At 65.5% G+C, this 22,795-nt stretch carries 15 protein-coding genes, 3 rRNA genes and 1 riboswitch; of the genes, 15 read left to right on the top strand and 3 right to left on the bottom strand.

Going from position 1 to position 22,795, the window contains the following annotated elements:
• Positions 1-613 precede the first annotated feature (613 nt).
• The 13 genes from HED23_RS21085 to HED23_RS21025 all read left to right on the top strand — a co-directional run bounded on the left by HED23_RS21085 (position 614) and on the right by HED23_RS21025 (position 15,984).
• Positions 614-2,139 (top strand): 16S ribosomal RNA (locus tag HED23_RS21085).
• A gap of 301 nt (positions 2,140-2,440) precedes the next feature.
• Positions 2,441-5,565: ribosomal RNA gene (locus HED23_RS21080) — 23S ribosomal RNA — on the top strand.
• A 79-nt stretch (positions 5,566-5,644) separates the two neighbouring features.
• Positions 5,645-5,761: ribosomal RNA gene (gene rrf / locus HED23_RS21075) — 5S ribosomal RNA — on the top strand.
• Together the 16S, 23S and 5S rRNA genes form the textbook arrangement of a ribosomal RNA operon.
• A 149-nt stretch (positions 5,762-5,910) precedes the next feature.
• The gene (locus HED23_RS21070; protein WP_033301245.1) at positions 5,911-6,519 is read left to right on the top strand and encodes a CDP-alcohol phosphatidyltransferase family protein; all 609 of its coding nucleotides are present in this window, start codon (positions 5,911-5,913) and stop codon (positions 6,517-6,519) included.
• A 111-nt stretch (positions 6,520-6,630) separates the two neighbouring features.
• On the top strand, positions 6,631-9,126 hold the full coding sequence (locus HED23_RS21065; RefSeq protein ID WP_203184949.1) for a mannose-1-phosphate guanyltransferase: 2,496 nt from the start codon (positions 6,631-6,633) through the stop codon (positions 9,124-9,126).
• 98 nt (positions 9,127-9,224) lie between these two features.
• Positions 9,225-10,145: a DUF881 domain-containing protein gene (locus HED23_RS21060; protein WP_203184948.1), complete on the top strand. Its 921-nt coding sequence runs from the start codon at positions 9,225-9,227 to the stop codon at positions 10,143-10,145.
• Complete coding sequence (locus HED23_RS21055) at positions 10,142-10,474, top strand: small basic family protein (protein WP_003970459.1); 333 nt, start codon at positions 10,142-10,144, stop codon at positions 10,472-10,474. Before HED23_RS21060 ends, HED23_RS21055 begins: the two co-directional genes overlap by 4 nt.
• 5 nt (positions 10,475-10,479) lie before the next feature.
• Positions 10,480-11,328: a DUF881 domain-containing protein gene (locus HED23_RS21050; protein WP_203184947.1), complete on the top strand. Its 849-nt coding sequence runs from the start codon at positions 10,480-10,482 to the stop codon at positions 11,326-11,328.
• Positions 11,329-11,518: 190 nt separating this feature from the next.
• A complete protein-coding gene (locus tag HED23_RS21045) occupies positions 11,519-12,307 on the top strand; it encodes an FHA domain-containing protein (protein ID WP_203184946.1) in 789 nt (262 codons plus the stop codon).
• Positions 12,308-12,349: 42 nt separating this feature from the next.
• The gene (locus HED23_RS21040; RefSeq protein ID WP_203184945.1) at positions 12,350-13,093 is read left to right on the top strand and encodes a MerR family transcriptional regulator; all 744 of its coding nucleotides are present in this window, start codon (positions 12,350-12,352) and stop codon (positions 13,091-13,093) included.
• Positions 13,094-13,146: 53 nt separating this feature from the next.
• Positions 13,147-13,620, top strand: a complete 474-nt coding sequence (locus HED23_RS21035) for a bifunctional nuclease family protein (RefSeq protein ID WP_030794342.1) — start codon at positions 13,147-13,149, stop codon at positions 13,618-13,620.
• A 168-nt stretch (positions 13,621-13,788) separates the two neighbouring features.
• Positions 13,789-14,406, top strand: coding sequence for a MerR family transcriptional regulator (locus HED23_RS21030; RefSeq protein ID WP_203184944.1), 618 nt, complete (start codon positions 13,789-13,791; stop codon positions 14,404-14,406).
• Between the two features lie 72 nt (positions 14,407-14,478).
• A complete protein-coding gene (locus HED23_RS21025; RefSeq protein ID WP_203184943.1) occupies positions 14,479-15,984 on the top strand; it encodes a DNA polymerase IV in 1,506 nt (501 codons plus the stop codon).
• On the opposite strand, the gene HED23_RS21020 is transcribed toward HED23_RS21025, so the two are convergent.
• Positions 15,906-16,277 carry a PRC-barrel domain-containing protein gene (locus tag HED23_RS21020; protein ID WP_203184942.1) on the bottom strand — a complete coding sequence of 124 codons (372 nt, stop codon included), beginning with the start codon at positions 16,275-16,277 and terminating at the stop codon, positions 15,906-15,908. The genes HED23_RS21025 and HED23_RS21020 overlap by 79 nt on opposite strands.
• A 133-nt stretch (positions 16,278-16,410) precedes the next feature.
• Positions 16,411-16,506, top strand: a riboswitch (glycine riboswitch).
• A 193-nt stretch (positions 16,507-16,699) separates the two neighbouring features.
• On the opposite strand from HED23_RS21020, the gene gcvP reads away from it, so the two are divergent.
• Positions 16,700-19,585, top strand: a complete 2,886-nt coding sequence (gene gcvP, locus HED23_RS21015) for an aminomethyl-transferring glycine dehydrogenase (protein ID WP_203184941.1) — start codon at positions 16,700-16,702, stop codon at positions 19,583-19,585.
• A 69-nt stretch (positions 19,586-19,654) separates the two neighbouring features.
• On the opposite strand, the gene HED23_RS21010 is transcribed toward gcvP, so the two are convergent.
• Positions 19,655-19,861 (bottom strand): DUF5999 family protein, encoded by a 207-nt coding sequence (locus tag HED23_RS21010; protein WP_203184940.1) that lies wholly within the window; start codon positions 19,859-19,861, stop codon positions 19,655-19,657.
• A 287-nt stretch (positions 19,862-20,148) separates the two neighbouring features.
• A complete protein-coding gene (locus HED23_RS21005) occupies positions 20,149-20,763 on the bottom strand; it encodes a hypothetical protein (RefSeq protein ID WP_203184939.1) in 615 nt (204 codons plus the stop codon).
• 493 nt (positions 20,764-21,256) lie between these two features.
• Between HED23_RS21005 and HED23_RS21000 the strand changes: the two genes are divergently transcribed.
• A complete protein-coding gene (locus HED23_RS21000; RefSeq protein ID WP_203184938.1) occupies positions 21,257-22,762 on the top strand; it encodes a glutamate-cysteine ligase family protein in 1,506 nt (501 codons plus the stop codon).
• Positions 22,763-22,795: the final 33 nt, after the last annotated feature.

The raw sequence follows: 22,795 nt of genomic DNA, 5'->3' as shown, positions 1-22,795 counted from the left end.
AAGTCATATGAAGTCCCGGTTCCGCCCGAGAGCTACCGGTTGGCCGACCTAGGGGTGCACCGGAAACGATTTGCCTCGCCTCACAGTGGCCTGTACTGTCGTACCCCTGCCTGACCCCACCACGACTTTCGAGTCCGGGATCGGCAGCGACTCCCAAGCCCAGACTGTAACTCTGATTGTGCTTCCGCATGCCTGCGGGACCGCTGGTCAAAGGAATGGGAAAAGGCCTGGTAGAGTCGGACTCGCCGGAAAGGGAAACGCGAAAGCGAAGAACTGGAAAGCGAAACAAGCAGTAACCCGCTTCGACCGGGAATCGGACACGAAAGAGTCTGATAGAGTCGGAAACGCAAGAACGAAGGGAAGCGCCCGGAGGGCCCCGGTGAAACGGGACCGAAGGAAGCGTCCGTTCCTTGAGAACTCAACAGCGTGCCAAAAGTCAACGCCAGATATGTTGATACCCCGGCCTGCTTCATGCAGGTTGGTGGTTCCTTTGAAAAGTCCTACCGGTCCTTCGGGTCGGGTAGGCAACAACAGCGAGGACGCTGTGAACATCCGGTCATATTCCGACCTGGTTGTTCCGCTCTCGTGTTGTGATCCCGATTACGGGAAAACATTCACGGAGAGTTTGATCCTGGCTCAGGACGAACGCTGGCGGCGTGCTTAACACATGCAAGTCGAACGATGAAGCCCTTCGGGGTGGATTAGTGGCGAACGGGTGAGTAACACGTGGGCAATCTGCCCTTCACTCTGGGACAAGCCCTGGAAACGGGGTCTAATACCGGATAACACTCTGTCCCTCATGGGACGGGGTTAAAAGCTCCGGCGGTGAAGGATGAGCCCGCGGCCTATCAGCTTGTTGGTGGGGTAATGGCCTACCAAGGCGACGACGGGTAGCCGGCCTGAGAGGGCGACCGGCCACACTGGGACTGAGACACGGCCCAGACTCCTACGGGAGGCAGCAGTGGGGAATATTGCACAATGGGCGAAAGCCTGATGCAGCGACGCCGCGTGAGGGATGACGGCCTTCGGGTTGTAAACCTCTTTCAGCAGGGAAGAAGCGAAAGTGACGGTACCTGCAGAAGAAGCGCCGGCTAACTACGTGCCAGCAGCCGCGGTAATACGTAGGGCGCAAGCGTTGTCCGGAATTATTGGGCGTAAAGAGCTCGTAGGCGGCTTGTCACGTCGGATGTGAAAGCTCGGGGCTTAACCCCGAGTCTGCATTCGATACGGGCTAGCTAGAGTGTGGTAGGGGAGATCGGAATTCCTGGTGTAGCGGTGAAATGCGCAGATATCAGGAGGAACACCGGTGGCGAAGGCGGATCTCTGGGCCATTACTGACGCTGAGGAGCGAAAGCGTGGGGAGCGAACAGGATTAGATACCCTGGTAGTCCACGCCGTAAACGTTGGGAACTAGGTGTTGGCGACATTCCACGTCGTCGGTGCCGCAGCTAACGCATTAAGTTCCCCGCCTGGGGAGTACGGCCGCAAGGCTAAAACTCAAAGGAATTGACGGGGGCCCGCACAAGCAGCGGAGCATGTGGCTTAATTCGACGCAACGCGAAGAACCTTACCAAGGCTTGACATATACCGGAAAGCATCAGAGATGGTGCCCCCCTTGTGGTCGGTATACAGGTGGTGCATGGCTGTCGTCAGCTCGTGTCGTGAGATGTTGGGTTAAGTCCCGCAACGAGCGCAACCCTTGTTCTGTGTTGCCAGCATGCCCTTCGGGGTGATGGGGACTCACAGGAGACTGCCGGGGTCAACTCGGAGGAAGGTGGGGACGACGTCAAGTCATCATGCCCCTTATGTCTTGGGCTGCACACGTGCTACAATGGCCGGTACAATGAGCTGCGATGCCGCGAGGCGGAGCGAATCTCAAAAAGCCGGTCTCAGTTCGGATTGGGGTCTGCAACTCGACCCCATGAAGTCGGAGTTGCTAGTAATCGCAGATCAGCATTGCTGCGGTGAATACGTTCCCGGGCCTTGTACACACCGCCCGTCACGTCACGAAAGTCGGTAACACCCGAAGCCGGTGGCCCAACCCCTTGTGGGAGGGAGCTGTCGAAGGTGGGACTGGCGATTGGGACGAAGTCGTAACAAGGTAGCCGTACCGGAAGGTGCGGCTGGATCACCTCCTTTCTAAGGAGCATCTAGATTCCGCAAGGAATCCAGAGCCACTACGTCGGCAAATGTTCGACGGTGGTTAGCTCATGGGTGGAACGTTGACTATTCGGCACGGTTGGCTTGGTTTTGTGAGTACTGCTTCGGCGTGGAAAACGGGATCGGGTTGATCGGGTCGGGCACGCTGTTGGGTATCTGAAGGTACGGGCTCGTTGAGTCTGTTCCTTTGGTTGCCGGCCCCAGTGCACTCACCTGTAAGGGTGGGGTGATGGGTGGCTGGTCGTTGTTTGAGAACTGCACAGTGGACGCGAGCATCTGTGGCCAAGTTTTTAAGGGCGCACGGTGGATGCCTTGGCACCAGGAACCGATGAAGGACGTGGGAGGCCACGATAGTCCCCGGGGAGCTGTCAACCAAGCTTTGATCCGGGGGTTTCCGAATGGGGAAACCCGGCAGTCGTCATGGGCTGTCACCCGCTGCTGAACACATAGGCAGTGTGGAGGGAACGAGGGGAAGTGAAACATCTCAGTACCCTCAGGAAGAGAAAACAACCGTGATTCCGGGAGTAGTGGCGAGCGAAACTGGATGAGGCCAAACCGTATGCGTGTGATACCCGGCAGGGGTTGCGTATACGGGGTTGTGGGAGTTCTCTTGATCAATCTGCCGATTGGTCGGCAAGTCAGAAACCGTTGGTGTAGGCGAAGGACATGCGAAAGGTCCGGCGTAGAGGGTAAGACCCCCGTAGCTGAAACATCAACGGCTTGCTTGAGAACCACCCAAGTAGCACGGGGCCCGAGAAATCCCGTGTGAATCTGGCGGGACCACCCGCTAAGCCTAAATATTCCCTGGTGACCGATAGCGGATAGTACCGTGAGGGAATGGTGAAAAGTACCGCGGGAGCGGAGTGAAATAGTACCTGAAACCGTGTGCCTACAAGCCGTGGGAGCGTCGCTGTGTGTGCTTGCACATGCAGTCGTGACTGCGTGCCTTTTGAAGAATGAGCCTGCGAGTTAGCGGTGTGTAGCGAGGTTAACCCGTGTGGGGAAGCCGTAGCGAAAGCGAGTCCGAATAGGGCGATTGAGTTGCACGCTCTAGACCCGAAGCGGAGTGATCTAGCCATGGGCAGGTTGAAGCGGAGGTAAGACTTCGTGGAGGACCGAACCCACCAGGGTTGAAAACCTGGGGGATGACCTGTGGTTAGGGGTGAAAGGCCAATCAAACTCCGTGATAGCTGGTTCTCCCCGAAATGCATTTAGGTGCAGCGTCGTGTGTTTCTTGCCGGAGGTAGAGCACTGGATAGGCGATGGGCCCTACCGGGTTACTGACCTTAGCCAAACTCCGAATGCCGGTAAGTGAGAGCGCGGCAGTGAGACTGTGGGGGATAAGCTCCATGGTCGAGAGGGAAACAGCCCAGAGCATCGACTAAGGCCCCTAAGCGTACGCTAAGTGGGAAAGGATGTGGAGTCGCAGAGACAACCAGGAGGTTGGCTTAGAAGCAGCCACCCTTGAAAGAGTGCGTAATAGCTCACTGGTCAAGTGATTCCGCGCCGACAATGTAGCGGGGCTCAAGCGTACCGCCGAAGTCGTGTCATTCATACACATATCCCCAACGGGAGTATGGATGGGTAGGGGAGCGTCGTGTGCCGGGTGAAGCAGCCGCGGAAGCGAGTTGTGGACGGTTCACGAGTGAGAATGCAGGCATGAGTAGCGATACACACGTGAGAAACGTGTGCGCCGATTGACTAAGGGTTCCTGGGTCAAGCTGATCTGCCCAGGGTAAGTCGGGACCTAAGGCGAGGCCGACAGGCGTAGTCGATGGACAACCGGTTGATATTCCGGTACCCGCTTTGAAACGCCCAATACTGAATCAGGCGATGCTAAGTCCGTGAAGCCGGCCCGATCTCTTCGGAGTTGAGGGTAGTGGTGGAGCCGACGAACCAGACTTGTACTAGGTAAGCGATGGGGTGACGCAGGAAGGTAGTCCAGCCCGGGCGGTGGTTGTCCCGGGGTAAGGGTGTAGGCCGTGTGGTAGGCAAATCCGTCACACGTTAAGGCTGAGACCTGATGCCGAGCCGATTGTGGTGAAGTGGATGATCCTATGCTGTCGAGAAAAGCCTCTAGCGAGTTTCATGGCGGCCCGTACCCTAAACCGACTCAGGTAGTCAGGTAGAGAATACCGAGGCGTTCGGGTGAACTATGGTTAAGGAACTCGGCAAAATGCCCCCGTAACTTCGGGAGAAGGGGGGCCATCACTGGTGATCCGATTTACTCGGTGAGCTGGGGGTGGCCGCAGAGACCAGCGAGAAGCGACTGTTTACTAAAAACACAGGTCCGTGCGAAGCCGTAAGGCGATGTATACGGACTGACGCCTGCCCGGTGCTGGAACGTTAAGGGGACCGGTTAGTGCACTTTCGGGTGTGCGAAGCTGAGAACTTAAGCGCCAGTAAACGGCGGTGGTAACTATAACCATCCTAAGGTAGCGAAATTCCTTGTCGGGTAAGTTCCGACCTGCACGAATGGCGTAACGACTTCTCGACTGTCTCAACCATAGGCCCGGTGAAATTGCACTACGAGTAAAGATGCTCGTTTCGCGCAGCAGGACGGAAAGACCCCGGGACCTTTACTATAGTTTGATATTGGTGTTCGGTTCGGCTTGTGTAGGATAGGTGGGAGACTTTGAAGCGGCCACGCCAGTGGTTGTGGAGTCGTCGTTGAAATACCACTCTGGTCGTGCTGGATGTCTAACCTGGGTCCGTGATCCGGATCAGGGACAGTGTCTGATGGGTAGTTTAACTGGGGCGGTTGCCTCCTAAAGAGTAACGGAGGCGCCCAAAGGTTCCCTCAGCCTGGTTGGCAATCAGGTGTTGAGTGTAAGTGCACAAGGGAGCTTGACTGTGAGACCGACGGGTCGAGCAGGGACGAAAGTCGGGACTAGTGATCCGGCAGTGGCTTGTGGAAGCGCTGTCGCTCAACGGATAAAAGGTACCCCGGGGATAACAGGCTGATCTTCCCCAAGAGTCCATATCGACGGGATGGTTTGGCACCTCGATGTCGGCTCGTCGCATCCTGGGGCTGGAGTCGGTCCCAAGGGTTGGGCTGTTCGCCCATTAAAGCGGTACGCGAGCTGGGTTTAGAACGTCGTGAGACAGTTCGGTCCCTATCCGCTGTGCGCGTAGGAATATTGAGAAGGGCTGTCCCTAGTACGAGAGGACCGGGACGGACGAACCTCTGGTGTGCCAGTTGTCCTGCCAAGGGCATGGCTGGTTGGCTACGTTCGGAAAGGATAACCGCTGAAAGCATCTAAGCGGGAAGCCTGCTTCGAGATGAGTATTCCCACCACCTTGAGTGGTTAAGGCTCCCAGTAGACGACTGGGTTGATAGGCCAGATGTGGAAGCCCGGTAACGGGTGGAGCTGACTGGTACTAATAGGCCGAGGGCTTGTCCTCAGTTGCTCGCGTCCACTGTGTTAGTTCTGAAATAACGAACGGCCGTGTTTTTCTCCGGTGTTGGTTAATTTCATAGTGTTTCGGTGGTCATTGCGTTAGGGAAACGCCCGGTTACATTCCGAACCCGGAAGCTAAGCCTTTCAGCGCCGATGGTACTGCAGGGGGGACCCTGTGGGAGAGTAGGACGCCGCCGAACAATTATTCCGGGAAAGCCCCGTGCCCTTGTGGCACGGGGCTTTTCTGCGTTTGCGGCTCCTCTGCTCCCTACCCCTGTGCGTCGGTGCCCGGGAGCTGAGGGTAAGGTCAGGGGGCATCATTGGCACTTTCTTCACAGGAGGCCCCCGGGTGGAGGTCCAGGAGACTCGAGTTCAGACGGACCGAGTACTCACCATCCCCAACATCCTCAGCATGGCTCGCCTTGTCGGTGTACCGCTCTTCCTGTGGCTGATTCTTCGCCCCGTGTTCGGCGGGCCCAACAGCGACGGCTGGGCCCTGCTGGTCCTGATGCTGAGCGGGGTCAGTGACTACCTCGACGGCAAGCTCGCCCGTCGCTGGAACCAGATCAGCAGTCTCGGCCGGCTCCTGGACCCGGCTGCCGACCGCCTGTACATTTTGTCGACCCTCGTCGGACTCACCTGGCGCGAGATCCTGCCGCTGTGGCTGACGGCCGCACTCCTCGCCCGTGAGCTGATGCTCCTCGTCATGGTGGGAATCCTTCGCCGCCACGGCTATCCGCCGCCGCAGGTGAACTTCCTAGGCAAAGCTGCAACATTCAACCTGATGTACGCCTTCCCCTTGTTGCTGCTCAGTGACGGAAGTGGTTGGCTTGCTTCACTGGGTACCATTTTCGGATGGGCGTTCGCTGGATGGGGTACAACCTTGTATTGGTGGGCAGGGATCCTCTACGTGGTCCAGGTCCGCCGTCTGGTCAAGGCGGATCAAGTAGCCGATTAGCTCGTTGCGTGGTGCCGTGCAGAGTCGCCGGCCCGCACCGGACACTTGTGGTGTTGCCCCGACGGGTGAAGTCGGCCAGACCGTCGTCTCTTCGAGGAGGACGTTTCCGACATGAAGGCCGTCGTGATGGCAGGCGGTGAAGGCACCCGCCTTCGCCCCATGACCTCAAGCATGCCCAAGCCGCTCCTGCCCGTGGCCAATCGGCCGATCATGGAGCATGTGCTGCGGCTACTCAAACGGCATGGGCTCAATGAGACCGTGGTCACCGTCCAGTTTCTCGCCTCTCTCGTCAAGAATTACTTCGGCGACGGCGAAGAACTCGGGATGGAGCTCAGCTATGCGAACGAGGAGAAGCCACTCGGTACTGCGGGAAGCGTGAAGAACGCCGAGGAGGCCTTGAAGGACGACACCTTCCTGGTCATTTCCGGCGACGCCCTCACCGACTTCGATCTCACTGACCTCATCGCCTTCCACAAGGAGAAGGGTGCGCTCGTCACGGTGTGCCTGACCCGGGTCCCGAATCCGCTGGAATTCGGGATCACGATTGTGGACGAAGAAGGAAAAGTAGAGCGGTTCCTGGAGAAGCCGACCTGGGGCCAGGTCTTCTCGGACACCGTGAACACGGGTATCTACGTCATGGAGCCCGAGGTCTTCGACTACGTGCAGGCCGACACCTCGGTGGACTGGTCCGGCGATGTGTTCCCGCAGCTGATGAAGGACGGCAAGCTGATCTGCGGCTACATCGCGGAGGGCTACTGGGAGGACGTGGGCACGCACGAGAGCTACGTGAAGGCCCAGGCCGACGTGCTGGAGCGCAAGGTCGACGTCGAACTCGACGGATTCGAGATCTCTCCGGGTGTCTGGGTCGCCGAGGGCGCCGAGGTCCACCCCGATGCGGTGTTGCGGGGGCCGCTGTACATCGGTGACTACGCCAAGATCGAAGCAGGCGCGGAGATCCGCGAACACACCGTGGTGGGTTCGAACGTCGTCGTGAAATCGGGTGCGTTCCTGCACCGCGCGGTGGTGCACGACAACGTCTACATCGGTCAGCACAGCAATCTGCGTGGCTGTGTGATCGGCAAGAACACCGACATCATGCGGGCTGCCCGCATCGAGGACGGCGCCGTCATCGGTGATGAATGCCTGGTCGGAGAAGAATCGATCATTCAGGGCAATGTCCGGGTCTACCCTTTCAAGACCATCGAGGCCGGCGCCTTCGTCAACACCTCGGTGATCTGGGAGTCGCGCGGCCAGGCACATCTCTTCGGAGCCCGCGGCGTCTCAGGGATCCTGAACGTCGAGATCACGCCCGAGCTCGCTGTCCGGCTCGCCGGTGCGTACGCGACGACTCTGAAGAAGGGCGCCACGGTCACCACCGCCCGTGACCACTCCCGCGGTGCCCGTGCGCTGAAGAGAGCGGTCATCTCCGCGCTCCAGGCGAGCGCCATCGATGTCCGCGACCTGGAGAACGTGCCCTTGCCGGTGGCCCGCCAGCAGACCGCGCGGGGCAGCGCCGGCGGGATCATGATCCGTACGTCTCCCGGTGTGCCGGATTCGGTCGACATCATGTTCTTCGACGAGCGGGGAGCAGACCTCTCCCAGGCGCGCCAGAGGAAGCTGGACCGGGTCTACGCCCGCCAGGAATACCGAAGGGCCTTCCCCGGAGAGATCGGGGACCTGCACTTCCCGTCGAGCGTCTTCGACTCCTACACGGGCTCACTGCTGCGGAACGTCGACACGGCAGGCATCGCCGACGCGGGCCTCAAGGTGGTCGTGGACGCGTCCAACGGGAGCGCCGGGCTCGTGCTGCCCAGCCTGCTCGGACGCCTCGGCGTGGATGCGCTGACCATCAACCCGGGGCTCGACGAGTCCCGGCCGACCGAGTCCGCCGAGTCCCGGCGTGCCGGGCTGGTGCGGCTCGGCGAGATCGTCTCGTCCGCACGGGCCGCCTTCGGTGTCCGGTTCGATCCCGTCGGTGAACGGCTGTCCCTCGTGGACGAGCGTGGCCGCATCATCGAGGACGACCGGGCACTGCTGGTCCTCCTCGACCTCGTGGCTGCCGAGCGGAGGAGCGGACGGGTGGCTCTGCCGGTGACGACCACCCGCGTCGCCGAGCAGGTCGCGGCGTACCACGGTACGCAGGTTGAGTGGACGACCACGTCGCCCGACGACCTGACCCGCGTGGGCCGCGAGGACACCACGATCTTCGGCGGTGACGGCCGAGGCGGCTTCATCGTGCCCGAGTTCAGCAGCGTCTTCGACGGTGCTGCGGCTTTCGTCCGGCTCATCGGCCTGGTGGCCAGGACGCAGCTCACCCTCAGCCAGATCGATGCCCGTATCCCGCGCGCCCATGTGCTGCGCCGCGACCTCGCCACTCCGTGGGCCGTCAAGGGGCTGGTCATGCGCCGGGTCGTGGAGGCCGCAGGGGAGCGCAGTGTGGACACCACCGACGGTGTCCGGGTCGTCGAGACCGACGGCCGCTGGGTGATGGTGCTGCCCGACCCGTCGGAGGCTGTCACCCATCTGTGGGCCGAAGGTCCTGATGACGCCTCTGCTCAGGCGTTGCTCGACGAATGGGCGGCGGTCGTGGACAGCGCGGGCGACTGAGCCGTTCACCGTCGGCCCGGAAGCCGCGACGTACCGGCTTCCGGGCCGACGGTGGGGCCATTCGGCGGCAGCAGGCATGACGTGCGACGATGTGCGGCATGTCGCAGCCGCCCCCCGATCGGAGCAGCGCTCCGCCGCGTCCTCGCCCCGACGCGTCCATGTCGCTGCTGACCACCGTGATGGAACACAGCCTCGACGAGGGATACGCCGAGGCCTCGGCCCGTCGGCGGGCCGAGGGCAGCGACGGCCTGCCACGCACGCTGAAGGCGAAGCTGGGTCTTGCCGCAGGTCTCGTGCTCGCCGCTCTCGTGGTGACGCTCGGTGCCGCCGAGGCCCGTGTCGCGGCGCCCGTCGTGGCCAAGGAGCGCGAGGAGCTCATCGACCGGGTGAACGCCGAGACCTCCGCGGCGGACACGCTCGAGGCGGATGTCGACGAGCTGCGCAAGGACGTCGGTGAGCGGCAGCGCAAGGCACTTCAGGAGCACGGAGGGGATCAGGGCGGGCTGGTGGCACTGCTGTCCGGTGCCACCGCCGTCGAGGGTCCCGGCGTGAAGCTGGTCGTGGACGACGCCAAGGACACCGACCAGGGCGGCGGCGGACCCCGCGAGTCCACCGGTTTCGCCGACACCGGGCGCGTACGTGACCGGGACATGCAGCGGGTGGTCAACGGTCTGTGGCAGTCCGGCGCAGAGGCGGTCGCGATCAACGGGCAGCGGCTGACGGCCCTCTCCGCGATCCGTGCGGCGGGCGACGCCATACTGGTCGACAACAGGCCGCTGGTGCCGCCGTACACGGTGCTGGCGGTGGGGGACGGTAAAAGGCTCGCCACGGCCTTCCAGGACAGTGCGGACGGCCAGTATCTTCAGGCGCTGCACGAGAGCTTCGACATCCGCACCAGCATCTCCGAGCAGGAGAAGGTGCGCCTTCCGGCCGCGCCCAGCCTGATCGTACGTACAGCAGAGCCTCAGGCCGCAGACACGGGCAGTGGTGCGGCAGACACAGGGAAGGGCACATCGTGATCGCCGTACTGGGCCTCGTCGTGGGAGTCGTGGTCGGACTGTTGGTCCGGCCCGAAGTGCCGGCGGTGGTCGAGCCCTATCTGCCGATCGCTGTGGTGGCCGCGCTCGACGCCGTCTTCGGCGGTCTGCGGGCCATGCTCGACGGGATCTTCGTGGACAAGGTCTTCGTGGTGTCGTTCCTGTCGAACGTCGTGGTGGCCGCGCTGATCGTCTTCCTCGGCGACAAGCTGGGCGTCGGTGCACAGCTCTCCACCGGTGTGGTGGTCGTGCTCGGTATCCGGATCTTCTCCAACGCCGCGGCCATCCGCCGGCACGTCTTCAGGGCGTGAGGCCGATGAGCGACGAGCGGAACACGCACAGCGAGCAGGGTCCGGGCAGCGGCGGTCCCGCCGGCGCGCTCCCGGCCGAAGCGCCGACGCCGGCACCCCCTGCGTCCGCGTCTGCGCCTTCCGGGGCCAAGGAGGTCTCCGGCCGTCAGCGGCTGCGCGCAGGCCTCTGGCCGCCCAGGGTGAGCAGGGCTCAACTCATCGTGGCTCTGCTGCTGTTCGTCCTGGGGTTGGGGCTCGCCATCCAGGTCAGGTCGAACAGCGACAACAGCGCCCTGCGCGGTGCCCGGCAGGAGGACCTGGTCCGTATCCTCGACGAGCTCGACAACAGGACCCAGCGCCTCGAGGACGAGAAGCAGCGCCTCGACGACCAGCGCACGGAACTCGAGAACAGCTCGGACCAGGCGGAGGAGGCGCGCAAGCAGACGCTCGAGAAGGAGCGGCAGCTCGGTATCCTGGCGGGTACGGTCGCGGCCCACGGCCCGGGCATCACGCTGACCATCAGTGATCCGAGCGGCGCGGTGGAGGCGGACATGCTCCTCGACACCATCCAGGAACTGCGCGCCGCGGGTGCCGAGGCGATCGAGATCAACGGCGTGCGGGTGGTGGCCAATACATACTTCTCCGGTGACGGGGGAGAGTTGAGAGTCGACGGCCGGAAGATCGAGGCTCCCTACGAGTTCAAGGTCATCGGCAAGCCGCAGGATCTGGAGCCGGCTCTGAACATCCCCGGTGGTGTCGTGCAGACGCTCGAGAAGGAGCAGGCCACAGCAGAGGTGGCGCGCGCCGACGACATCGTCGTGGACGCCCTGCGGCCGGCGAAGCAGCCTGATCACGCTCGGTCGTCGTCCCGGTGAGGCGGTCGTGCGCAGTGCTCACAGGACACGCACATCAGGTTGCGGGGGGTCGGCGCAACGGATCGGTGACGCGTGGTGGAAACTGTCGGGTGGATACGGACGTTGTGAAGATGTCCGGGTCGGCAGGTGTGTTCATTCAGGGTTCGTCCTGCCCCACGGGCGGGTCTATTTCGGTCAAGGGGAAACGCCCGTGAAGTTGTTTGCGAAGTTGTTCGGAAAGAGCGCCCGCGAGGACAGCAACAGCGCTGCCCGCCACCGCGCTCCGCGTCAGGGTCAGGGCGCCGAAGAGCAGGGCTCGGAGCGCCCGCTCTTCCGCGACGAGGTCCAGGGAGGTGCCGGTGGGTCCGGCGCGTCGTCTGTTGACCCCGGAGGTTCAGGACGCATAGGTTTCGGGGAATCATCGACCTCGAGTACGGGTGGAGGGTTCGCCCCCGCTCCGGAGGGCTCGTCCATGCCGGTTTGTACGAGGTGCGGGCACCGAAACGCCGAGGCCAGCCGTTTCTGCTCCAACTGCGGTGCGCCGCTGAGGGGCGGAGTGCCCGAGCGTGCCTCGGAGACGACCTCCACCATCTCGATCTCGGGTATCGAGGCGTACGAGGCAGAGGCGACAGGCCAGACGGCCCTTCCCTCGCTCTCCCCGGAGGCTCAGGCCGCGGTGGACGCACTGCCGGCGGGTTCCGCGCTGCTGGTGGTCCGGCGCGGTCCGAACTCCGGCAGCCGCTTCCTGCTGGACGGCGACCTGACGACGGCCGGCCGTCACCCGCAGAGTGACATCTTCCTCGACGACGTGACCGTGTCGCGGCGTCATGTGGAGTTCCACAGGAGCCCGGACGGTAGTTTCACCGTGGGCGACGTCGGAAGCCTCAACGGCACCTACGTCAACCGCGAGCGCATCGATTCCGTCGCGCTGACCAACGGTGACGAAGTTCAGATCGGAAAGTACCGGCTGGTCTTCTACGCGAGCCAGCGAGGCGTGTGACCCTTCCCCGGACTCCGTCCGGGGGGACCACCAGGAAGGTCCATGCTGCGAACACCGACAGGCGGTGCCGGTCACGGCACCGCCGCCGCGGGCGAGCGCGCGATGAGCATCGGCACGGTGCTTCTGCAGTTGCGCGACGAATTTCCCGAAGTCACCATTTCCAAGATCCGCTTCCTGGAGGCGGAAGGGCTCATCGAGCCCCAGCGGACCCCATCGGGCTACCGGAAGTTCAGCCCTGCCGATGTCGAGCGGCTGGCTCAGGTGCTGCGCATGCAGCGGGACCACTACCTGCCGCTCAAGGTCATCCGTGAGCACCTGGAGGCGCTCGCCCGCGGGGAGCAGGCCGCGCTGCCCCCCGGCGGCGGCCCTGGTGAGTCCGCCGACGTCCTGGGGGACCAGGACCTCGGACAGGCCACAGCCGCGCGTATCGGACGCTCCGAGTTCCTCGTGGCCGCCGAGGCCACCGAGGAGCAGCTCGACGAGTGGGAGTCGTACGGGTTGGTCGTGCCCGCCGCCGGGGGCAGCTACGACGCCGAGGCGGTGACCGTGGCGCGGCTGGTGGCGGACCTGGGCAGATTTGGCCTGGAACCACGGCACCTGAGAGCCGTGAAAGCGGCCGCGGAGCGTGAGGCGGGGCTGGTCGAGCAAGTGGTCGCGCCCTTGCGTCGGCACCGGAATCCGCAGACCAGAGCCCATGCGGAGGCCACCGCGAAGGAGCTGGCGGAGCTCTCCGTGCGACTCCACGCGGCGCTCGTCCAGAGCGCTCTGAAGGTCAGCTTCCACTGAGGTCGGCGGAGCCCGACTATCCAAACATGGCGGGCACGTCCTAGGGTTGCTGTGTGAACGAGCTCGACGTTGTGGGTGTCCGGGTGGAAATGCCCTCCAACCAACCGATCGTGCTCCTGCGTGAAGTGGGAGGCGACCGGTACCTCCCTATTTGGATCGGTCCTGGGGAAGCGACAGCGATCGCCTTCGCCCAGCAGGGCATGGCTCCGGCCAGGCCGCTGACCCATGATCTCTTCAAGGATGTGCTCGAGGCCGTGGGCCAGGAGCTCAGCGAGGTCCGCATCACGGACCTCCGAGAAGGGGTTTTCTACGCGGAGCTGGTCTTTGCCAGTGGGGTCGAGGTGAGCGCGCGGCCGTCCGACGCCATAGCGCTCGCCCTGCGCACCGGCACGCCGATCTACGGCAGTGACGGGGTGCTGGACGACGCAGGCATCGCCATCCCCGACGAGCAGGAGGACGAGGTGGAGAAGTTCCGCGAGTTCCTCGACCAGATCTCGCCGGAGGACTTCGGCACCAACAGTCAGTGACCGTCCTGCAGGGCCGGTGTCAGCGCATCCGACAAGCCGTTCCCGGAAATCAGTCACGGGAAACCACCCTCAGGGTGATTATCACTCGGCGTGCCGAGTGTGGCGATCGTTGACGCACCCCTGGTGACTGCCTACCTTCGAGGTGGCAGGTCAAGGACGGAGGTCGGCGTGAGAAGCAGCGGCGACGGTACGGCTGAGGGTGGGCCGTACCGGCAGCACGGCAGTGCGGCCGACAACTCCATCAGACAGCCGGTTCAGCCGGCAGTGGTGGCAGCGGACGGTACGGCAGTGACAGGGGACATCGGCTACCGGGGACCGACCGCGTGTGCCGCGGCCGGGATCACCTACCGACAGCTCGACTACTGGGCGCGTACGGGACTCGTGGAGCCGAGCGTGCGTCCGGCGTACGGGTCGGGGACACAGCGTCTCTACAGTTTCCGGGACGTGGTTCTCCTCAAGATCGTCAAGCGGTTCCTGGACACAGGTGTCGCTCTGCAGAACATCCGCACCACCGTTCAGCACCTCAGAGCCCGCGGATTCACGGATCTCGAGCGGATGACGCTGATGTGTGACGGTGCGACGGTCTACGAGTGCTCCTCGCCCGACGAAGTCGTGAATCTGCTCCAGGGGGGCCAGGGCGTCTTCGGTATCGCCGTCGGTGTCGTCTGGCGCGATGTCGACGCGGCACTGTCCCAGCTCCACGGGGAGCGTGTGGACACGGGGGAGACCCTGATCGGCCACAATCCCGCCGACGAACTGGCCCGCCGGCGCAATCGCGCGGGCTGAGCCGGCGGGGCCGGACTGCGTGGCGCGTGCCGGGCGGAGCCGTTGTCAGTGGTGTAGGGCAGCATCGGCGGTGTGAGAGCAGCGCCCACCATCCTGCATCTGGACATGGATGCCTTCTACGCCTCTGCGGAGCAGGCGGCGAAGCCCAGCCTGCGTGGCAAGCCGGTGGTGGTGGGCGGTCTGGGCATGCGCGGCGTGGTCGCCACCGCGTCGTACGAGGCCCGGCGCCTCGGAGTGCACTCGGCGATGCCGATGGCGCAGGCGAGACGGCTCGCGCCCAATGCCGCGTATCTGGTTCCGCGTTTCGCGCTCTACCGGTCTGTGAGCGACCAGGTGATGGAGTTGCTCGGGAGACTGTCACCCCTCGTGGAGCCGCTCAGTCTGGACGAGGCCTTCGTCGATCTTGAGGCGGGCGGGGTCGCCGACGACTCGGCTTCCGCTCGTCTGGTCGGTGAGCAACTGCGCACCGTGATCAGGACGGTCACAGGGCTCAGCGGTTCCGTCGGCCTGGCCGGCTCCAAGATGCTGGCCAAGATCGCCTCGGAGGAGGCGAAGCCGAACGGCCTGCTGCTGATCGAGCCCGGCACCGAACGTGAACTCCTTGCCCCCATGTCCGTGAGGATCCTCCCGGGTGTGGGGCCCGCCACCGGCGACCATCTCCGGCGGGCCGGCATGACCGTCGTCAGCCACCTGGCGGAGGCGGGCGAGGCGGAACTCGTGCGGCTGCTCGGCAAGGCGCACGGTGCCGCCCTCCACCGCATGGCACAGGGCTACGACGACCGTCCTGTCGTCGCCGAGAGGGACGCCAAGTCCGTGTCGGTCGAGGACACCTTCGATGTGGACCTGCACGACCGTGCGCGTGTCAGGACGGAGGTGGAGCGGCTCGCGGCCCGGTGCGTGCAGCGGCTGAGGGATGCGGGGCGGTCCGGACGTACCGTCGTCCTCAAGGTGCGCCGCTACGACTTCTCGACGCTCACCAGGTCCGAGACGCTCCGAGGGCCCACCGACGACCCCACGGTGGTCAGGGAGGCCGCTGCGCGGCTTCTGGAGGCCGTGGACACGACCGGCGGTGTACGGCTGCTCGGTGTCGGTGTCACAGGGCTGGCGGACTTCACGCAGGAGGATCTCTTCGCCCAGGCCGCCGACGCCCGGCAGGCCGCCGACGCCCGGCACGCCGCCGACGCCCGGCACGCCGCCGGGGAGTCTGCCGCCACCACCCCGGGAAAGCCGGACGGCACGGCGGCGGACGCGCCGGATACGGCGGGGGCGACGGACGCGCCGGAGAGCGAGGAGCAGCCGGCCGCGCGACGCTGGCAGGCCGGACACGATGTGCGGCACGCCGTCCACGGTCACGGCTGGGTGCAGGGCAGCGGCGTCGGCCGTGTCACGGTGCGTTTCGAGGAGCCGTGGACACCGCCCGGCCGGGTGCGCACGTTCGGTGTGGACGATCCGGAGCTGCGGCCGGCTGATCCGCTTCCGCTGGTGCGGGACGCGGTCGACTACTCCTCGTGGCCGGCGAGCCTGCCGAAGTCCCTGTCGGGGCCGGTCTCGGCCGAGGGGGAGGAGTCCAGCCCGTAATGGCGGTAGAGCTGCAGTTCCTGTTCGGGAGACAGATGGCGGCCCACGCCGAAGTCGGGCGCGTCCTTGATCAGGGCCCGGTCGAAGGGGATCACGAGCACGCCGTCGACGAATTCGCTCGGCTCCAGCGGGACGAACGCGTCCCTGGTGAAGAGACCGGTGCGCACGGCGGCCCACTCGGGTACCCCGGTGGCGTCGTCGAGATAGACCTCGTCCACCGTTCCGATCTTGGCCCCTTGACGGTCGAAGGCCTTGCGGCCGATCAGGCTGCGCGGATCGATGTCGGTCTGCACGGCGCCTCCCACTGGTCACGACTGCATCAGGTGGTCGCGGCTGCTCCACAAGCACTACGAAAGGCCAGATCCTGGTTGTCGGCCACTCGAGACGGCTCGCTCCGCCCCCGCTGGTAGGCTTGAACACGGCTGCTGACCCTGTGCGGGAGAGTCCTCCGGAGCGATCCGGAGGCGCCGAAGGAGCAACTCCTCCCCGGAATCTCTCAGGCCCCCGTACCGCACGGACGAGGTCACTCTGGAAAGCAGGGCGGAATCCGTACGGCACGTGCCGCGGCGGGTGCCGCCCTCACCGACGGTGAAAGCCGGCAGGCCCCCGGGCGTGCCGGTGAAGCTCTCAGGTCGAGATGACAGATGGGGAGGCCGTTCGGGCAGCCACGCCGTGGCGCCCCTCGCAGGTCGTGGCAGACCAGGAGGCCTCCATCATGACCCCCCGTCGCACTCCGCTCTCCCAGCTGGAGCAGGGCATTCCCTTCGAGCAGCGCCACATCGGGCCCGATGCCGAGGCGCAGGCGAAGATGCTCGCCCAGGTCGGTTACGGCTCCCTGGACGAGCTCACCGCCGCCGCGGTACCCGACGTGATCAAGAGTGCCGAGGCGCTGAACCTCCCCGACGCCCGCACCGAGGCCGAGGTCCTGGCCGAGCTGCGCAGCCTCGCCGACCGCAACCAGGTGCTCGCACCGATGATCGGGCTCGGCTACTACGGCACGTTCACCCCGCCCGTCATCCTGCGCAACGTCATGGAGAACCCCGCCTGGTACACGGCCTACACGCCGTACCAGCCCGAGATCTCCCAGGGCAGGCTCGAAGCCCTCCTGAACTTCCAGACCATGGTCGCCGATCTCACCGGGCTGCCGACCTCGGGCGCCTCGCTCCTGGACGAGGGAACGGCCGCGGCCGAGGCCATGGCGCTCGCGCGAAGGGTCGGCAAGGTGAAGGGCGGCGTCTTCCTGGTCGACGCCGACACCCTGCCGCAGACCATCGCGGTGATCGAGACGCGTGCCGAGCCGACGGGTGTCGAGATCGTCGTCGCAGACCTCACCCAGGGCATCCCCGCGGAGGTCGCCGAGCGCGGGGTGTTCGGTGTGCTGCTCCAGTACCCCGGCGCCTCCGGTGCCGTGCGTGACATCAGGCCCGTCATCGAGCAGGCGCACGAGCTGGGCGCGATCGTTTCCGTCGCCGCCGACCTGCTGGCCCTGACGCTGCTCACCTCGCCCGGTGAACTGGGCGCGGACATCGCCGTGGGGACCACGCAGCGCTTCGGTGTGCCCATGGGCTTCGGCGGACCGCACGCCGGCTTCATGGCCGTGCGTGAGAAGTTCGCCCGCAGCCTGCCCGGCCGCCTCGTCGGTGTCTCCGTCGACGCGGACGGCGACAAGGCCTACCGGCTGGCGCTGCAGACCCGCGAGCAGCACATCCGCCGCGAGAAGGCCACCAGTAACATCTGCACCGCGCAGGTGCTGCTCGCCGTCATGGCCGGTATGTACGCCGTCTACCACGGGCCCGAGGGGCTGCGCACGATCGCCCGGCGCACCCACCGGTTCGCCGCCATCCTGGCCGAGGGACTGCGGGCCGCCGGAACCGAGGTCGTGCACGACGCGTACTTCGACACCCTCACCGTCCGTGTGCCGGGTACGGCTTCCGACGTGGTCGCCGCCGCCCGTGAGCGCGGGGTGAACCTGCGGCTCGTCGACGCCGACCACGTCTCCGTCGCATGCGACGAGACCACCACCCGCACCCGGATCGCCGCCGTCTGGGCCGCCTTCGGGGCGGCCGGCGACATCGAGGCGCTGGACGCCGAGGCGGCCGACGCGCTCCCCGGTGGCCTGCTGCGCACGGACTCCGTCCTCACCCACCCGGTCTTCCACCAGCACCGCTCCGAGACGGCGATGCTGCGCTACCTGCGCAAGCTCGCCGACCGCGACTACGCGCTTGACCGCGGCATGATCCCGCTCGGCTCCTGCACCATGAAGCTCAACGCGACCGCCGAGATGGAGTCGATCACCTGGCCCGAATTCGGCGCGCTGCACCCCTTCGCGCCGGCCGAGCAGGCACAGGGCTTCCTCACCCTCATCCGTGAGCTGGAGGAGCGCCTTGCCGAGGTCACCGGTTACGACGCCGTCTCCATCCAGCCCAACGCGGGCTCGCAGGGCGAGTTCGCCGGGCTGCTGGCCGTGCGCGCGTACCACCGGGCCAACGGCGAGCACGGACGCACCGTCTGCCTGATTCCGTCCTCCGCACACGGCACCAACGCCGCGAGCGCCGTGATGGCGGGTATGAAAGTCGTCGTCGTGAAGACCGCCGACGACGGCGAGGTCGACATAGAGGATCTCCGGGCCAAGATCGCGAAGCACCGCGACGAGCTCGCCGTCCTCATGATCACCTACCCCTCCACGCACGGCGTCTTCGAGGAGCACGTCGCCGACATCTGCGGTGAGGTGCACGACGCCGGCGGCCAGGTCTACGTCGACGGTGCCAACCTCAACGCGCTGGTCGGTCTGGCCAAGCCGGGCCACTTCGGCGGCGACGTCTCCCACCTGAACCTGCACAAGACCTTCTGCATCCCGCACGGCGGCGGCGGCCCCGGTGTCGGCCCCGTGGGGGTACGCGCCCACCTGGCGCCGTACCTCCCCAACCACCCCCTCCAGCCCGCTGCGGGCCCGGAGACCGGCGTCGGCCCGATCTCGGCCGCTCCGTGGGGCTCGGCGGGCATCCTGCCCATCTCCTGGGCGTACGTACGCCTCATGGGGGGCGAGGGGCTGAAGCGTGCGACGCAGGTCGCCGTACTCGCGGCCAACTACGTCGCCAAGCGCCTCGAACCGCACTTCCCGGTCCTGTACAACGGTCCGGCCGGTCTGGTCGCGCACGAGTGCATCGTCGATCTGCGGCCGGTCTCCAAGGCGACCGGAGTCAGCATCGACGACATCGCCAAGCGGCTGATCGACTACGGTTTCCACTCGCCGACCATGTCGTTCCCGGTGGCCGGGACGCTGATGATCGAGCCGACGGAGAGCGAGGACCTCGCCGAGCTCGACCGGTTCTGCGACACGATGATCGCCATCCGCGGCGAGATCGACAAGGTCGCCTCCGGCGAGTGGAGCGCGGACGACAACCCGCTGTGCAACGCCCCGCACACGGCCGCGGCGCTCGGTGGCGAGTGGGCACACGGCTACACCCGCGAGGAAGCGGTCTTCCCTTCCGGTGTGACGCCCGCGGACAAGTACTGGCCGCCGGTGCGGCGCATCGACGGCGCCTTCGGTGACCGGAACCTGGTCTGCTCCTGCCCGCCGCTGGACGAGTACGACCAGTAGGCACGCGGACACGCGTCGGGGGCGGTGCGGAGATCTCTCCGGCCTGCCCCCGTCTTCCGTCCGCCGCCGTCAGGCGGCTTCCATCACCTGACCGCTCTTCAGCGGGCGGTGAGGAGCGATGATCTGCCCGTCCGGGAGCAGCTCACCGGTGTCCTCGAAGAGCAGGACACCGTTGCACAGCAGACTCCATCCCTGTTCCGGGTGGTGCGCCGTCAGGCGGGCGGCCTCCCGGTCGTTGGAGTCGGCGGTCGGGCAAGGTGGCTGGTGCTGGCACATGGGTGGGTTCTTTCGCTGCGTCGATTCGAGTGTCCTGCGGCTGGACGATGTGTTCATTGCCGCCCCCGTATCAAGTCGGTCCGGTCCCAGTGTTGTCCCACGGGCGTCTCTCCGCAGGGATTTCGCGGCAGCTGCTCCTCTCCTCCGATGACGCATCACCCGGCCGGACGGTTCAGCGCAACTGCACTGTCCGTTCGGATGGTTCGGGGTGACCGGACCGGACTAGTCCGGACGGGTAGGGACGCGCCCCCGCCGATCGCATCGGCGGGGGCGCGTGAGGTGAAGGGTCAGGCGGGCGACCCGAGAAGGCCGGGCAGTCCGGGGAGGTCCGGAAGACGGGCCGGGGTGACACGCAGTGTCATGACCGGGAGCAGGTCCGCGACCCGATGCGGACGGTGAGCCGTGATGCCCGGGGGCGCGGGTGCCAGGGGCACCAGCACATCGGTGGGTGCGAGCACCCCACCGCCGGCGTCGGCCTCGATGTCGTGGTGCAGCCACAGCGTGAACATGTAGAGCTCGGGCACCGACAGCAGACGCGGCTGGTAGTGCGACACCGTCGATTCCGACTGGCGCAGGGCGAGTTCGGTGGAAACGATGTAGGGCCCCTCGAAGAAGTGCGAGAAGGTCCAGCCGTCGGCGGTGAGCATGGTGTCCGCGGCGGCGACGGCGCTCTCACCGCTGCGGATCAGGAAGCGCCAGCCGGCGAGGCGGGTGCGCGGTGCGACGTCGTTCGGCACGATCCGGTCCAGCACGTGGACGGGGAGCGGGAGTTCGGGGCTCAGCGATCCCTGGACGGACCGGAGAGCGGGCGTATGGGCCTCGCGGACTGCGGTGGGAGAACCGAGTGCCGCGAGAACGCTGCGCAGTGCGGGCGCTGGGGCCGGTGAAACATGCAGCGGCATAGTTGGTCGCCTCTCACTTCGGAGACACGGTGGTGCGTGGGCGGGTGCAGACGGCGCTGTCGGCGTGCGGGGCCAGAGGAAGGCCGGTGACGGGCGGAACGGGCCGATGCGTCAACTCTCTGCCTCGTTCGCAGAGTTTATACGACAAATGTTCACACGATGTTTCGGCTAGCCGTCCCGCTTATTGCGCGCAAGGCGGATTCGAGCCTTTGAATTGTGCGCTTTCTATGGATCCGAGCCGCTTCCGGTGGCCCTCGCCAGGCACTTTTCCCATGCGGCGGTAGGCTGAAACTCACCGGCGTTTCCACCGTGCGAATCGATCACACAAACTGCATATGCCTCATGCCTTCGGAATGTGCCTCCGGCGCCCGTCATTCAGACTACTGGGTGCCCGTGGGGCGTGGGGGCGTTACGGATCATCTCGGCGGGGCATTATCGATCGTGATGCGAGCGGCCTGGGCCGCGGGCCGCCCACTCGAGGAGGGACCCTTCGATGGGCGAGAAGATCGTGGCGGGCGCCTTTGCCCCGTCCGATCGGCAGGCGTACCGCGAGAAGCTGACCCAGTGCCTGACCGGGCTGGAGAGGCTCCTGTCGGAGCGGAGGTTCGATCGTCCGAGGAATCTCATGGGGCTGGAGATCGAGCTGAATCTCGCGGGTTCCGACGGCATGCCGAGGATGCGGAATGCGGAGGTGCTCCAGCGCATCGCCAGCCGGGATTTTCAGACGGAGCTGGGGATGTTCAACCTGGAAGTAAATATTCTTCCCCACCGGCTGAGCGGCCGGGTATTCGATCAGCTGGCCGAGGAGTTGCGCACAGGGCTCGCCTATGCCCATCGGAAGGCCGCGGAGGTCGACGCCGGGATCGTGATGATCGGCATCCTGCCGACACTGGGACGTCACGACGTGGTTTCGGCGAACCTGTCGGACGGCGACCGTTACACGCTCCTCAACGACCAAATGGCAGCCGCGCGGGGCGAGGAATTCGTCCTCGATATCGAAGGCGTCGAGCGACTGGTCTCGACCTCTGCCTCGATCGCTCCCGAATCGGCGTGCACCTCGGTCCAGTTGCACCTCCAGGTGACGCCGGACCGCTTCGCGGACGTCTGGAACGCGGCCCAGGCCGTCGCGTCCGTGCAGATCGCCCTCGGAGCGAACTCTCCCTTCCTCTTCGGCAAGGAGCTGTGGCGAGAGTCGAGGCCGCCGCTGTTCCAGCAGGCCACGGACGTGCGGCCACCCGAACTCCGCAACCAGGGGGTGCGCCCGCGGACCTGGTTCGGGGAGCGCTGGATCACTTCGGCCTACGAACTCTTCGAGGAGAACCTGCGCTACTATCCGCCTCTGCTGCCGATCTGCGACGAGGAGGATCCGCTCAGGGTCCTCGACGAGGGCGGTGTGCCGACACTGGCCGAACTCGTCCTGCACAACGGGACGGTCTACAGGTGGAACAGGCCTGTCTACGGGCTGGCGGCCGGTGTTCCCCATCTGAGGGTGGAGAACCGGGTCCTGCCCGCCGGCCCCACGGTCGTCGACGTGATCGCCAACGCGGCCTTCTACTACGGGCTGGTACGCGCCCTCGCCGACGAGTCCCGGCCGGTGTGGACCAAGATGCCCTTCGAGGCGGCAGCGGAGAACTTCGACGCCGCCTGCCGTCACGGGATCGAGGCCGAGCTGCTCTGGCCGCGCCCCGGCCGCTCCGGCGGCGTGGCGAAGGTGCCCGCCGTCAAGCTCGTACAGGACGAACTGCTGCCGCTCGCGGCCGCGGGGCTCGACGCGTGGAACATCGAGCCCTCTGACCGGGACCGCTACCTCGGTGTCATCGAGGAGCGCTGCAGGCTCCGTGCGAACGGGGCCTCCTGGCAGGTCGACACGTACCACCGCGCACTGGAGGCGGGCCTCGCACGGGAGGGGGCGCTGGCGGCGACCACCCGGCGCTACGGTGAGCTGATGCAGGTGGGGGAGCCGGTCCACACCTGGCCCGTCGGCTTTCCCGCGCCCTGAGGGGTCCGCCCGGTGTCCCGCCCCCGCCACCAC

The organism is Streptomyces pratensis (assembly GCF_016804005.1).
Classification (GTDB): domain Bacteria; phylum Actinomycetota; class Actinomycetes; order Streptomycetales; family Streptomycetaceae; genus Streptomyces; species Streptomyces pratensis_A.
This window is presented reverse-complemented; position numbering and strand designations above follow the sequence as displayed.